This window comes from Pseudescherichia vulneris (assembly GCF_902164725.1).
Classification (GTDB): Bacteria; Pseudomonadota; Gammaproteobacteria; order Enterobacterales; family Enterobacteriaceae; genus Pseudescherichia; species Pseudescherichia vulneris.
This window is the reverse complement of the sequence record NZ_LR607338.1, coordinates 280279-294335: the sequence shown is the minus strand read 5'-3', so window position 1 is coordinate 294335 and position 14057 is coordinate 280279. Positions and strand designations below refer to the sequence as shown.

General features: G+C 61.0%; 10 protein-coding genes and 1 pseudogene. 5 read left to right on the top strand and 6 right to left on the bottom strand.

Features of this window, described 5'->3' with window-relative positions; translation table 11 throughout:
* Positions 1-17: 17 nt before the first annotated feature.
* From FN633_RS01200 to FN633_RS01185, 4 genes and pseudogenes are all read right to left on the bottom strand, one after another.
* Positions 18-1280 (bottom strand): DUF1479 domain-containing protein, encoded by a 1263-nt coding sequence (locus tag FN633_RS01200; RefSeq protein WP_154056463.1) that lies wholly within the window; start codon positions 1278-1280, stop codon positions 18-20.
* Positions 1281-1431: 151 nt separating this feature from the next.
* Positions 1432-2247 (bottom strand): Cof-type HAD-IIB family hydrolase, encoded by an 816-nt coding sequence (locus FN633_RS01195; RefSeq protein WP_154056462.1) that lies wholly within the window; start codon positions 2245-2247, stop codon positions 1432-1434.
* 123 nt (positions 2248-2370) lie between these two features.
* Positions 2371-4802, bottom strand: a pseudogene (locus tag FN633_RS01190) (formate C-acetyltransferase/glycerol dehydratase family glycyl radical enzyme).
* Positions 4803-4806: 4 nt separating this feature from the next.
* Positions 4807-5706, bottom strand: coding sequence for a glycyl-radical enzyme activating protein (locus FN633_RS01185; protein WP_154056461.1), 900 nt, complete (start codon positions 5704-5706; stop codon positions 4807-4809).
* A gap of 133 nt (positions 5707-5839) precedes the next feature.
* Here FN633_RS01185 and fsa point away from each other — a divergent pair, with 133 nt between their 5' ends.
* Positions 5840-6502 (top strand): fructose-6-phosphate aldolase, encoded by a 663-nt coding sequence (fsa, locus tag FN633_RS01180; protein WP_154056460.1) that lies wholly within the window; start codon positions 5840-5842, stop codon positions 6500-6502.
* A 3-nt stretch (positions 6503-6505) separates the two neighbouring features.
* On the opposite strand, the gene moeB is transcribed toward fsa, so the two are convergent.
* Both moeB and moeA read right to left on the bottom strand, forming a co-directional pair.
* Positions 6506-7258, bottom strand: coding sequence for a molybdopterin-synthase adenylyltransferase MoeB (moeB, locus tag FN633_RS01175; RefSeq protein ID WP_154056459.1), 753 nt, complete (start codon positions 7256-7258; stop codon positions 6506-6508).
* Complete coding sequence (moeA, locus tag FN633_RS01170) at positions 7258-8493, bottom strand: molybdopterin molybdotransferase MoeA (RefSeq protein WP_154056458.1); 1236 nt, start codon at positions 8491-8493, stop codon at positions 7258-7260. The genes moeB and moeA overlap by 1 nt, the downstream gene beginning before the upstream one ends.
* 202 nt (positions 8494-8695) lie before the next feature.
* On the opposite strand from moeA, the gene gsiA reads away from it, so the two are divergent.
* Genes gsiA through gsiD form a run of 4 tightly spaced genes read left to right on the top strand, consistent with a single transcriptional unit; the run spans position 8696 to position 14033 of the window.
* Positions 8696-10576, top strand: a complete 1881-nt coding sequence (gene gsiA / locus FN633_RS01160; protein ID WP_154056456.1) for a glutathione ABC transporter ATP-binding protein GsiA — start codon at positions 8696-8698, stop codon at positions 10574-10576.
* A gap of 33 nt (positions 10577-10609) precedes the next feature.
* Positions 10610-12148 carry a glutathione ABC transporter substrate-binding protein GsiB gene (gene gsiB / locus FN633_RS01155; RefSeq protein WP_154056455.1) on the top strand — a complete coding sequence of 513 codons (1539 nt, stop codon included), beginning with the start codon at positions 10610-10612 and terminating at the stop codon, positions 12146-12148.
* Between the two features lie 50 nt (positions 12149-12198).
* Complete coding sequence (gene gsiC / locus FN633_RS01150; RefSeq protein WP_154056454.1) at positions 12199-13119, top strand: glutathione ABC transporter permease GsiC; 921 nt, start codon at positions 12199-12201, stop codon at positions 13117-13119.
* Between the two features lie 2 nt (positions 13120-13121).
* Positions 13122-14033 carry a glutathione ABC transporter permease GsiD gene (gene gsiD, locus FN633_RS01145; protein WP_154056453.1) on the top strand — a complete coding sequence of 304 codons (912 nt, stop codon included), beginning with the start codon at positions 13122-13124 and terminating at the stop codon, positions 14031-14033.
* The last annotated feature ends 24 nt before the right edge of the window (positions 14034-14057 follow it).

The following is a 14057-nucleotide window of genomic DNA, read 5'->3' as shown; positions in this document are numbered from 1 at the left end:
GAAGGATTGTACGATGTTTAAGCCATACCCAACGCGCGCTTGCCGTGCTCGTTTAAATCCGCAACCGTAAAGCGGTTCTCCCACGTCGCTTCATAATCCTCACGCGGGAAATCGCCCGGCGATGCGCCGTTCTCTAATGCCACCTTTACCTTCCGCGCATAGGCGAGGTTCTTTTCGCACAGCGGCGCGGCGGGAATATACATCACGTTGCCCCAGCCCTGCTGGTTCTCTACCGGTGCCACGGAGTGGATGACGTCACAGTGCCACCACACCGAGTCCCCGGCCTCCAGCGCCGGAATGCTGGTTAACGCCTCGATCAGCAGCGGATGCCACTTCTCGGAGATCGGCAGCACGCGCCCAGGCGCTACGCCGCACAGCTCATCGTCCGGCACGTCGTCCAGCAGCGGACGCAGCAGAATGTAGGCCATCGCCTCGGGGATCGGCACCACGTGCAGCAGACCCTGGCCCGGCAGCATATCCGACAGCGCCGTCCAACCCTTGAAAGTGCGGAATACCGAGCACTTGGTGGTGTTATCCACGGTGTACTCTTCGACTTCGGTACGGTGCGCGGCGTGCCACGGATCGTAGCTGTCGATATCACCGTTAAACACCGAGGCGAAAACCTGCTGGTAGGCTGGCAGCAGCCAGCGCTCCAGCGCCCCGGAATCGGTGTGCGCGCCCAGCCCCTTAGAGGTGGTGCCCGGCGGACGACGGCGAATGCGGTCCGGATAGATTACGCTGACGTCAGGATCGAACCACTGCTTGCCGTTGCTCTCAAACGTCCAGAGGCGGTTTAGCAGAGACTGCACCTGCGCCATCTCGCTGCTCTGGCGGGCCTGCATCTGCGCCTGCGACCAGTAGATGGGATAAATCTCCGGGCGCGAGGCCTCCAGCGTACCAAAGAAGCTGTCCCCCGGACCTTTGTAGACGTCGTCGAAACGGTTCTGATCGAGATAAGCCAGCATGGATTGATCCCAGCCTAAAGCCTGCTCGCGCGGAAAGTGGCCCTTAATCACCGCACAGCCCCGACGCTTGATGGCCGCACGCTGCGCCTCGCTGACGCGGCCGCCCTTCACATCTTCAAAGGGGATCACCGGCCAGACCGACTCGCCTTTCGCTTTCAGGGCGTTGATCTCGGCTACCTGAGCGGCGATGCGCTCCTCAAGGCGGTTAAAGACAGCCTGCACGTCACCAATCTGCGCCCGCAGGGCCTGTTTTACCTGGCGAATCGCCGCCTTGTAGTCAGCAGGCAGCGTTTCACTTGCATACATTTTAGTCATATCACCCTCTCGCATCTTTCATTCGAAAGTATTTGGCTTACATATGCTAATTTAAGTTAAAAAAAAGTTAATGCAAGTTTAAAAAGATGATGGGCTGCACAAAAGAGAGAAGAGGGTGACGCCAGCCGCGAGCGTGCTGGCGTAGAGGTGCTTAGGCGTTGAAAGGCGGGGTGGCGTCGAGTACGGCCTGGATCACGTTCAGCGCGCCCTGCTGGTTGTTGTCGTCGGTCTGGAAGTTGGCAATCGCTTTGATGGCTTTGCCAGCGTTACCCATCGCAAAAGAGAATTTCGCCATGCGCAGCATCTCTGCGTCGTTGCCGCTGTCGCCGATGGTGACGCAGTCGCTGGGCGAAAGCTGCCAGCGCTTGAGCAAGCGGGTGATGCCGTTGGCCTTATGCAGGCCGGGGATGATCAGATCCACAAAGCCGAAGCCGCTAGTGACCGGTTTCATGATGCCGTCGAGAGAGACGTGCAGGGCATCCACCAGCTGCGGGATCTCGCTGTCCGGCAGGTTGAGCGAGAACTTAAACATCTTGTCGTCGATCTCGCGATAGTCACCTACCAGCTTCAGACGGTGATAGTGATGCGACATCAGCTCGACAAACTCCGGCGGCGCGCTTTTACTGACGTAGGCGCTCTCCAGACCGCAGGCGACAAAGTTCAGGCCTTCGCTCTTGAGCAGTTCGCCCAGCACGATCTGGTATTCGTGGCGGGTCAGTTCGCCATGGAAGATCTCTTTGCCATGCTCGTAGACCAGCGCGCCGTTTTCGGCCACGAAAGAGATGTCGTCTTTGATTTCCGGAAAGAAGGAGATGAGCTGGTAGAACTGGTTGCCGCTGGCGACCACAAACTCAATGCCGCGTGCCTGAAGCTCACGGAACTGGCTGAGGAAACGGCTGCGGTCGTAGGCTTTGGCATCATCAAGGAAAGTTCCGTCCATATCGGTGACGATAACTTTTACGGTCATACGTTATGCTCCCAGGGTAAAAACAGTCAGGAGCATTCTAGTAATGATGTGAGCAAATGCACACATTTAATTTCATACGAAAGTAAAGGTAGGCCCGGCAGGCGGTCCGCCGGGCGTAGCACATTACAACGTGTGCTCGGTTCTCGCGATAATATCATCCTGCGCATCCGGCGACAGGGCGGTAAAGAACGCCGAATAGCCCGCCACGCGCACCACCAGATCCCGATACTGGTCCGGGTGCGCCTTCGCCGCCAGCAGCGTCTCGCGGGAGACGATGTTGTACTGGATATGCCACCCTTTGCGGACTTCAAAGAAGGTGCGCAGCAGCAGCATCAGCTTCTGACGATCGCTCTCATTCTCCAGCGTGGCCGGATTCAGCTTCTGGTTAAGCAGCACGCCGCCGAGAATCGACCCTACCGGCAGCTTGCCGACGGAGTTGATCACCGCCGTGGGGCCGAAACGATCCGTTCCGGAGGCCGGGCTGGCTCCCTCCGCCAGCGGGGTCATCGCTTTACGCCCGTCCGGCGTCGCCATGGTTGCCGCGCCAAAGGGCACGTTGGCTGAGATGGACGAGGTCCCCGCGTAGTAGTTGCCGCCGATGGGGCCGCGACCGTAGCGCGGATTGTGATACTGCTTTAGCTCGTCAATATAGGTCTGGTAAGCGCGGTTCAGCAGCAGATCGACGCTGTCATCGTCGTTGCCATATTTCGGCGCGCCGTTGATTAAGCGCTGGCGCAGCTGCTCGTGGGTCAGGCCGGCGAAATCTGCCGCCAGCGCCTCGGCGAGCTGCTGTTGGCCGATAACGCCCTGGTCAAAGACCAGCTTTTCACCGCCGCCAGGCTGTTGCCGAGGTTGGCAATCCCTACCTGTAATCCCGACACCCAGTCATACTTCGCGCCGCCCTGTTTAATGCTCTTGGCCCGCTCGATGCAGTCATCCACCAGCGCCGAGCAGAGAATATCGTGGACGTTCTCCTCCAGCATGGTGTCCACCACGTACTCAATCTCAATGGATTTGCGGGTGTAGTAGCGGATTTGGGCGTCCCAGGCTGCCATTACCTCGCTGAAGTCGGCGAAGTTACCTTTAGATAACGCCTGCTCCTGGGGCAGGAACACCTTGCCGCTGGTGGCGTCGCGACCGCCCTCCAGCGCGGCGAGCATCACCCGGGCGAAGTTGATGAAGCTCATCCCGGTGCAGCGGTAGCCCCACTTGCCGCCGACGGCGGTCTCGATACAGCCAATCGCCGCGTAGTCATACGCATCCTCCGGCGCGATCCCCAGCTTAATAAACTCAGGGATCACAATCTCGTCGTTATTAAAGGCGGGCATGCCGAAGCCGCAGCGGATCACCTGGACGCAGGCGTCGAGGAAATCGTTGCTCATCCCGGCGTGGTAGCGCACGCTCAGGTTGGGCTGAGTTGAGCGCAGGCGTCCGCAGGATTCGAGAATGGCATAGGAGAGCGGGTTGACCGCATCCAGCGCCTTACCGTCGATCCATTTCTGGCCGCCGATGGTCACGTTCTGATAGAGCGGACTTCCGGCTGACGCCTTCGAATGCGAGCCGGAGCGGATCTTGTTTACCTCCAGCAGCTTCAGCCAGCAGCCGTGCAGCAGCTCGATGGCCTGTTCCCGGGAGAGGGTCTGATTCAGCTCGACGTCGCGGCGATAGTAAGGGTAGAGATACTGATCCATGCGGCCAAACGAAACCGAGTGGCCGTTGGACTCGATCTGCAAAATCAGCTGGATGAAGTAGCAGAGTTGCAGCGCCTGCCAGTAGGTTTCCGGCGGACGATGGGCGATGATGTCGCAGTTCTCGGCTATTTGCAGCAGCTCATCCCGGCGGCTGACGCGCTGTTCGTCGCTGGCCATCTCACGGGCGAGGGCGGCAAAGCGGACGATATGGTCGCTGACCGCATGCAGGACAATATCAATCGCCTTCAGGAACTGCTCCCCGTGCAGATCATCCAGCACGGTGAGGTTGATGCGCGACCGGCGCTCGGCCACCTTCGCGCGCAGGCCGTCGAGGCCCATCTCCAGCAGTAGCGGATAGTTGACCGCCAGGTGTGCATCGCCAGAGGTCATATTGCCCTCGGCCTTGATGATGCCGGTCGCCAGCAGGGCTTTCTGCTCGTCGGTAAACATACCGTAGCAGCGATCCTGTACCGTCTGGCCGCGCCACCACGGGCAGATTTCATGCAGAACGCGCTTATTCTCTTCGCTCACCGCAAAGCCCGCGCCGGGGCGATCGGCCAGGTCGTCAATCTCCTTTTCGATCCACGACACGGTGTATTCCGGGAAGATAGGCGCGGCGCGAACCTCGCTCGCCTGGTTGCCGATAATCAGCTCATCGTGCTTGATCCAAATCGTGCGCTCGGCAAGATGGTGAGCGAGGGCCAGCGCCCGGCGCACCGGGATGGGCTTATCGAGGTGCTGCCGGTAGGCCTCGGTGTAGTGCCGGGCGCGCTCGGTGCAGACCGGGGGCTTAACAATGTGTACCAGGGCATCTTTATGCGCCTGAATGCGGCGGGTCAGGGTATCAAGACGTAACTCGGTCATAGCATTATCCTCGTAGGGTAGCGGTCAGGCCATACTCGCGGGCGGACGCTTCGGCGAAGGCCAGCAGGGCTGGCGCGTCGAGCGGCTTATCGGGCGCGGTATAGGGCTGGTTCAGCAGGTGATATTTGTTAATGCCCAGCGTGTGGTAAGGCAGAAAGTGGATCTCCTCGACGCCAAGCTCGTCGGCGGCAAAGCGGGTAATCGCCGTGATGGAGGCCTCGTCAGCGTTAAAGCCGGGGATCAGCGGTACGCGGATAATGAGCTGTTTGCCCCGCGCCGCCAGCCGTTTCAGGTTCACCAGCACGCGCTTCGCCGAGCCGTTGGTCCAGGTTTTAAACACCCTGCTGTCGACGTGCTTGAGATCGGCAAGAAAGAGATCGACACAGGAGAGAGAGGGTTCGATGTAGCCCCAGGGCACGTGCAGGCAAGTTTCAACCGCCGTGTGAATGCCGTGCTCAACGCTGGACTCCAGCAGCGCGGCGCTGAGCGCTGGCTGCATAAAGGGTTCGCCGCCGGAAAGCGTGATCCCGCCCCCACTGCGCTGGTAAAAGGGTTTATCCCGCAGCACGATGGCCATAATCTCCTCCACCGATTGGGTTTCACCGCAGACGGTGAGCGCCTGGGTGGGGCAGCAGGTCTCCAGCGCAGTAAGATGCGCCTCACTGAGCTTTTCCCGATGGATCAGCAGGCCGTTGAGCGCCCGGTCAATCACGCCCGGCGCCGCCTGCTGGCAGAGATCGCATCCGGTGAGACAGAGGCGGGCATCAAAGAGCACCTCCCGCGTCAGAGCGCGACTCTCCGGGTTTTGGCACCAGCGACAGGCCAGCGAGCAGCCTTTTAGGAAGACGACGGTGCGAATGCCGGGGCCGTCGTGGGTGGAGTAGCGCTGAATATTGAAAATCATAATCTGCCCTCATATTTCATATGCAGATTAAATTACTTTCGAATGAAAGTTATTTTGACGCGGGTCAACATATTGGCAGGTAGAATTCGTTAAGTTTTAAACCATGCTTAATCTCTCACTTTGAGGAGTTCATATGGAACTGTACCTGGACACCGCCGACGTGGCGGCAGTAAAGCGGCTAGCCCGCAGCTTCCCGCTGGCCGGGGTCACCACTAACCCGAGCATCGTTGCCAAAGGCCACATGCCGCTGGGGGAGTTGCTGCCTGCCCTGCAGGATGCCCTGGGCGGAAAAGGACGGCTCTTTGCCCAGGTATTAGCGAGCAACGCCGAAGAGATGGTGGCCGAGGCGCATAAGCTGCGCGGTATCATCCCCGATATCGTGGTGAAGGTGCCGGTCAGTGCGGAAGGGCTGGCGGCGATCAAGCTGCTAAAAGCCGAGGGGATCCCGACCCTGGGGACGGCAGTGTACGGCGCGGGGCAGGGGCTGTTGAGCGCCCTGACCGGAGCCGAGTATGTGGCACCCTACGTTAACCGCGTGGATGCCCAGGGCGGAGACGGTATTCAGACGGTGACGGATCTGCAGCGTCTGCTGACCCTGCACGCGCCGGGTTCGAAGGTGCTGGCGGCGAGCTTCAAGACCCCGCGCCAGGCGCTGGAGTGTCTGCTGGCGGGCTGCGAGGCGATTACCCTGCCGCTGGACGTGGCGGAGCAGTTTATCGCCGCTCCGGCGGTAGAGGCGGCTATCGTTAAGTTTGAGCAGGAGTGGCAGACGGCGTTTGGCCGGGCGGGAATCTAGCCGTTATCCGCCACACACCTCACACTGCGGGTTGCGCATTAGCTTCATCTCGCGGAACTGACAGGTCATGGCGTCGTACAGGACAATTTTTCCGGCGGCGCTCTGGCCAAACCTCGTCAGCACTTTGATCGCCTCCATCGCCTGCAGCGCGCCAATCACCCCGACCAGCGGGGCCATCACCCCCGCCTCAACGCAGGTCAGCGCCGTATCGCCAAACAGGCGGCTCAGGCAGCGGTAGCACGGCTCTCCCTCTTGCCAGGTAAAGACGCTGATCTGCCCCTCCATGCGGATCGCCGCCCCGGAAACCAACGGTACCTTGGTCTTGAAGCAGCTGGCATTGAGCTGGTTGCGGATCTCGACGTTATCGGTGCAGTCCAGAACCAGATCGTGAGCGGCAATCTGGGCATGCAGCGCCTCGCCCTCCAGTTGGGCGTTGAGGGTGGTGAAGCTCACCAGCGGATTGATGCGCGCCAGCGACGCCCGCGCCGAGGCGACCTTCGGCTGGCCGATTGTTGCGTCGCTATGCAGAGTCTGGCGCTGCAAATTTGACAGCGACACGGTGTCGAAGTCCAGCAGCGTCAGGTGACCGATGCCCGCCGCCGTCAGGTATTGGGCGGCAGCGCAGCCGAGTCCGCCAAGGCCCACCACCAGCACGCGGGAGGCCTTCAGCGCCTCCTGCCCGTCAAAATCGAAGCCGCGCAGGACAATCTGCCGGTTGTAGCGCAGCATCTCGCTATCGCTCAGCTCGACGGCCATCACAGCCCTCCAAACAGGTGGTTAAATGGCTCGATCTCTACCCACTCCCCAGGCTCGACGCTGCCGCGCTCGCGCTCCAGCACGATAAAGCAGTTGCCCTGGCTAAAGGAGCTGAAGATGTGCGATCCCTGGTGGCCGGTAGTGCTCACCTGCAAATTCCCCTCGGCATCACGCGCAACGATGCCGCGCTGGAAGTCGAGACGTCCCGGCGCTTTCTTCAGCCGAGTGGCGGCGCGAACCCGCAGGCGCGGGGGCAGGGCGCTGCCGGGCTTGCCGCTCAGGCGGGCCAGCAGAGGCTGCACCAGCTGATAGAAGGTAAGCGCCGCCGAGACCGGGTTACCCGGCAGGCCGCAGAACCAGGCGCGGCTGAGCTTGCCGAAGGCAAAGGGTTTGCCCGGCTTGATCGCCAGCTTCCAGAAGGCGATCTCCCCCAGCTCTTCCAGCAGGGTTTTGGTGTAGTCCGCTTCGCCCACCGAGACGCCGCCCGAGCTGATCACCAGGTCGGCCTGCTGGTCAGCGGCAATAAACGCCTCGCGCAGCCGGGCGGGATCGTCCGGAATGATGCCGAGGTTGATCACCTCGCAGCCGAGCTGCTCCAGCATGATGTGCACCGCCAGCCGGTTGGTATCGTAAATCTGTCCATCGCCCAGCGGCTGGCCCGGCAGCTGGAGCTCATCACCGGTAGAGAAGAGCGCCACCTGCACCTTGCGCACCACTTCAACCTCGGGAATGCCGAGGGAGGCCAGCACCGGTAGCTCGGCTACCGTCAGGGTAGTGCCCGGCGCATAGACCACCGCGCCTTGAGTAATATCCTCCCCGGCGCGGCGAATGTGCTGTCCCGGACGCACGTCACCGGTAAACAGCACCCCGGCGTCGCTCTGCTCGGTCTCCTCCTGCATCACCACCGCATCACAGCCCGGCGGGATCGGCGCACCGGTCATAATGCGGATGCAGCTCCCCGCTGGCCACTCGCCGTGGAACGGCTGACCGGCAAAAGCTTTGCCCGCTACCGGCTGCGGCACGCCTGCCCGCAGGGCATCAAGGCGCACGGCGTAGCCATCCATCGCGGCATTATCGAAGCCCGGCACGTTGAGCGGAGAGACGATCTCCCGCGCCGTCACCCGGCCAAAGCAGGCGTGCAGGGGCAGCGTTTCGTAGTCGGTGAGGGGGGGAATGTGCGACAGCATCTGAGCGAGCGCCGCGTCAAGCGGGATCAGCCCGGCGGTATGGTCCATGAGTTCACTCCTGAGAGGGCAATCTGGGAAATCAATGCGCCATTATGGCAGAAAACCGGGCCAGACTGTATGTACCCATTATGTGCCATTGCTGCGCAGGCTCTTTACATCACCGTTTCGACTTTCTATATTCAAAATTCGTATCAAACTGCGGCGACAATAATGATATTTATAGAAAAAGCTGCCAGACGAGCAATGAATAATGACTAAGCCGCCAAATCACCTGCAAGAAAATAGCCCCGTGCTGGACGTCAGCAACCTGAGCATTCGTTTCGAAAACGAAGGCCAGGTGACGCAGGCGGTGCGCGATCTGTCGTTCAGTCTACAACGCGGCGAGACGCTGGCCATCGTTGGGGAATCAGGCTCGGGCAAATCGGTTACCGCCCTGGCGCTGCTGCGTCTGCTGGAGCAGCAGAGCGGGGCCAGCGTGCACTGCGATGCGATGCGGCTCCAGCGGCGCAATCGCCAGGTGGTGGATCTCAACGCCTTAAGCCAGGCGCAGATGCGCGGCGTGCGCGGGGCCGATATTGCGATGATTTTCCAGGAGCCGATGACCTCCCTCAACCCGGTGTTTACCGTTGGGGAGCAGATCGCCGAGTCGATCCGCCTGCATCAGAAGCTGGGGCGCGAAGCGGCGCTGGCCGAGGCGAAACGGATGCTGGAGCAGGTGCGCATTCCTGAGGCCGACGCAATCCTCGACCGCTACCCGCACCAACTCTCCGGCGGGATGCGCCAGCGGGTGATGATCGCCATGGCACTCTCCTGCCGTCCGGCGGTGCTGATCGCCGACGAGCCGACCACCGCTCTGGACGTCACTATTCAGGCGCAGATTTTACAGCTCATCAACGTGCTGCAAAAAGAGATGGCGATGGGGGTGATCTTTATCACCCACGATATGGGCGTGGTGGCAGATATCGCCGACCGGGTGCTGGTGATGTACCAGGGCGAGGCGGTCGAGACCGGCCCCGTGGAGGCGGTTTTCCACAGCCCGCAGCACGCCTATACCAAAGCGCTGCTGGCCGCCGTGCCTAAGCTGGGGGCGATGAACGGCAGCGATCTGCCTCGCCGCCTGCCGCTGGTGAGCAAGGAGCGTCCAGACCAGCACGAGGCTGAGATTGAGCAGGATACGGTAGTCGATGGGGAGCCGATCCTCCAGGTGCGCGATCTGGTTACCCGCTTTGGCCTGCGCAGCGGCATTCTCAACCGCGTGACTCGCGAGGTACGCGCCGTGGAGCATGTCAGCTTCGACCTTTGGCCAGGCGAGACGCTGGCGCTGGTGGGGGAGTCCGGCAGCGGAAAATCCACTACCGGGCGGGCCCTGCTGCGGCTGGTGGAATCCCAGGGCGGGTCTATTCTGTTTGAAGGCAAGCGGATCGATACCCTGCCGGACAGCAAGCTGCAGCCGCTGCGGCGGGATATCCAGTTTATCTTCCAGGATCCCTACGCCTCTCTCGATCCGCGCCAGACGGTAGGCTACTCGATTATGGAGCCGCTGCGCGTGCATCGGCTGATGGGGGAGGAGGATGCCCAGCGCCGGGTAGCCTGGCTGCTGGAGCGGGTAGGGCTCAAGCCCGAGCACGCCTGGCGCTATCCCCATGAGTTTTCCGGCGGCCAGCGGCAGCGCATCAGCATCGCCCGCGCGCTGGCCCTCGATCCGAAAGTGGTGGTCGCCGACGAGGCGGTTTCCGCCCTGGACGTCTCTATCCAGGCGCAGATTATTAATTTGCTACTCGATTTGCAGCGGGAGATGGGCATCGCCTTCCTGTTTATCTCCCACGATATGGCGGTGGTGGAGCGTATCAGCCATCGGGTCGCAGTGATGTACCTCGGACAGATCGTGGAGATCGGTCCCCGGCGTGCGGTATTTGAGAACCCGCAGCACCCCTATACGCGCAAGCTGATGGCCGCCGTGCCGGTGGCCGAGCCGGGGCATCCTCGGGCGCAGCGCGTGCTGCTCTCCGACGATATGCCCAGCAATATCTATAAGCCGGGTGATGATTCACATCGCGTGGAGCTGCACAGCGTCGGGCCTGGCCACTATGTTGCCCGCTCGACGCCCGGCAGCACGCAATCCCGTTTTTGATCGTTAACAGGCAGGGAACTTCAGGAGAATAAGATGACACAATTTGTTGCGCGTAAATGGCGACTGGCGCTAGGCGTTGCCGCCGCGCTCGCCGTGGCACCCGCTTTCGCTGCCAAAGACGTGGTGGTGGCCGTCGGGTCGAACTTCACCACGCTCGATCCCTATGACGCCAACGACACGCTCTCCCAGGCGGTAGCGAAGTCGTTCTATCAGGGGCTGTTTGGTCTTGATAAAGAGATGAAACTGCAAAACGTCCTTGCCGAGAGCTATACCGTCTCTGACGACGGCCTGGTCTACACCATCAAGCTGCGCAGTGGCGTGAAGTTCCAGGACGGCACCGACTTTAACTCCGAGGCGGTAAAGGCCAACCTCGACCGCGCCAGCAACAAAGAGAACGGGCTGAAGCGCTACAACCTCTATAAAAATATCGCTAAAACCGAGGCGGTGGATCCCACCACGGTGAAGATCACCCTGACCCAGCCCTTCTCGGCGTTTATCAATATTCTTGCCCATCCGGCCACGGCGATGATCTCCCCCGCCGCGCTGAAAAAGTATGGCAAAGAGATTGGCTTCCACCCGGTGGGCACCGGCCCTTACGCGCTGGAGACCTGGAACCAGACCGACTTTGTGAAGGTGAAGAAGTTTGCTGGCTACTGGCAGCAGGGGCTGCCGAAGTTAGATACCATCACCTGGCGTCCGGTAGTGGATAACAACACCCGCGCGGCGATGCTCCAGACCGGCGAGGCACAGTTTGCCTTCCCAATCCCCTACGAGCAGGCCGCCGTGCTGAAGAAGAATCCCAAGCTGGATCTGGTCGCCAGCCCGTCAATCATGCAGCGCTACATCAGCCTCAACGTAACGCAGAAGCCATTTGATAATCCGAAAGTGCGCGAGGCGATTAACTACGCCATCAACCGCCAGGCGCTGGTGAAGGTCGCTTTCGCAGGCTATGCCACTCCGGCCACCGGCATCGTGCCGCCGTCCATTGCTTACGCTCAGAGCTACCAGCCGTGGCCCTACGATCCAGCCAAAGCAAAGGCTCTGCTGAAAGAGGCGGGCTATCCGAACGGGTTCACTACCACGCTGTGGTCTTCCCATAACCACAGTACCGCCCAGAAGGTGCTGCAGTTTACCCAGCAGCAGCTGGCCCAGGTGGGCATCAAAGCGCAGGTAACGGCGATGGATGCCGGGCAGCGCGCCGCCGAAGTTGAGGGCAAAGGGCAGAAGGAGAGTGGGGTGAGGATGTTCTACACCGGCTGGTCGGCGTCGACCGGCGAAGCGGACTGGGCGCTGTCGCCGCTGTTTGCCTCGCAGAACTGGCCGCCGACCCTGTTCAACACCGCGTTCTACAGCAATCCGCAGGTCGATAAGGATCTCGCCGCCGCGCTGAAGACCACCAGCAACGAGGAGAAGGCGCAGCACTACAAGGCGGCGCAGGATACCATCTGGAAAGAGTCGCCGTGGGTGCCGCTGGTGGTAGAGAAACTGGTTTCGGCACACAATAAAGATCTGAGCGGTTTTTATATCATGCCGGATACCGGCTTTAGCTTTGACGACGCAGACTTAAAATAGTCGTGCCTGGCCTCCGTCCAGCGCGGCGGGGGCCAGCAACAGGGTAGAAGATGCTTAACTATTTTTTTAAACGCCTGCTCGGCCTGATCCCCACGCTGCTGATTGTGGCCGTGCTGGTGTTTCTGTTCGTGCATATGCTGCCGGGGGATCCGGCCCGGCTGATTGCCGGCCCCGAGGCTGATGCGCAGGTGGTGGCGCTGGTGCGCCAGCAGCTGGGCCTTGACCAGCCGCTGTGGCAGCAGTTCTGGCACTACATCATCAACGTGCTGCAGGGTGACTTTGGCATGTCGATGGTCTCCCGGCGTCCGGTGGCGGAGGAGATCGCCAGCCGCTTTATGCCTACCTTCTGGCTTACCATTGCCAGCATGGTCTGGGCAATGCTTTTCGGCCTCGCCGCTGGGATTGTCGCCGCCGTGTGGCGCAACCGCTGGCCGGATCGCATCGGTATGGCGCTGGCGGTGACCGGCATTTCGTTTCCGGCCTTTGCCCTCGGCATGCTGCTGATGCAGGTCTTCTCCGTTGAGTTGGGCTGGCTGCCCACCGTGGGGGCGGACAGCTGGCGGCACTACGTTCTGCCGTCGGTCACCCTCGGCGCGGCGGTGGCGGCAGTGATGGCGCGCTTTACCCGCGCCTCCTTTGTTGACGTGCTTAACGAGGACTACATGCGCACCGCGCGCGCCAAAGGGGTGAGCGAGAAGTGGGTGATCCTCAAGCATGGCCTGCGAAACGCCATGATCCCGGTGGTGACCATGATGGGCCTGCAGTTTGGCTTCCTGCTTGGCGGCTCGATTGTGGTCGAAAAGGTCTTTAACTGGCCCGGTCTTGGCCGTCTGCTAGTGGATTCGGTAGAGATGCGTGACTATCCGGTGATCCAGGCCGAAGTGCTGCTCTTCTCGCTGGAGTTTATTCTTATCAACTTAGTGGTGGATATGCTCTATGCCGCCATTAACCCGGCTATCAGGTACAAGTAAGGATGCGACTTTTAAACTGGCGTCGCCAGGCAATATTAAATGCCATGCCGGGGGTCAAACCGGCGCGTATCCGTACCCCGTGGCATGAGTTCTGGCGGCGTTTCCGTCGTCAGCCGATGGCGATGATCGCAGGGTTGTTCGTGCTGCTGCTGATTATCGTTGCCGCGCTCGCGCCGTGGATCGTGCCCTTTGATGCTGAGAATTACTTTGACTATGACCGGCTCAACGACGGGCCGTCGATGGTGCACTGGTTCGGCGTTGACTCTCTCGGGCGGGATATCTTTAGCCGCGTGCTGGTGGGGGCGCAGATCTCGCTGACCGCCGGGGTGCTGGCGGTGCTGATTGGTGCCGCGATCGGTACGGTGCTCGGCCTGCTGGCCGGGTACTATGAGGGCTGGTGGGATCGCATCATCATGCGCATCTGTGACGTGCTGTTTGCCTTTCCTGGCATTCTGCTGGCGATTGCGGTGGTGGCGGTGATGGGTAGCGGCATGTCCAACGTGATTATTGCCGTGGCGGTCTTCTCGGTACCGGCCTTTGCCCGGCTGGTGCGCGGTAACACGCTGGTGCTCAAGCAGCAGACCTTTATCGAGTCGGCGCGCAGCATCGGTGCCAGCGATGCCACGATTCTGTTCCGCCATATTCTGCCAGGGACCATCTCGTCCATCGTGGTCTACTTCACCATGCGCATCGGCACCTCGATTATCTCTGCCGCCAGCCTGTCGTTTTTGGGACTGGGTGCGCAGCCGCCGACCCCGGAGTGGGGAGCGATGCTCAACGAGGCGCGGGCGGATATGGTTATCGCCCCGCACGTGGCACTCTTCCCGAGTCTGGCGATTTTCCTCACCGTGCTGGCCTTTAACCTGCTGGGGGACGGCCTGCGCGACGCGCTGGATCCGAAGATCAAGGGCTGATGCTAATGCCGGGCGGCACTGTGT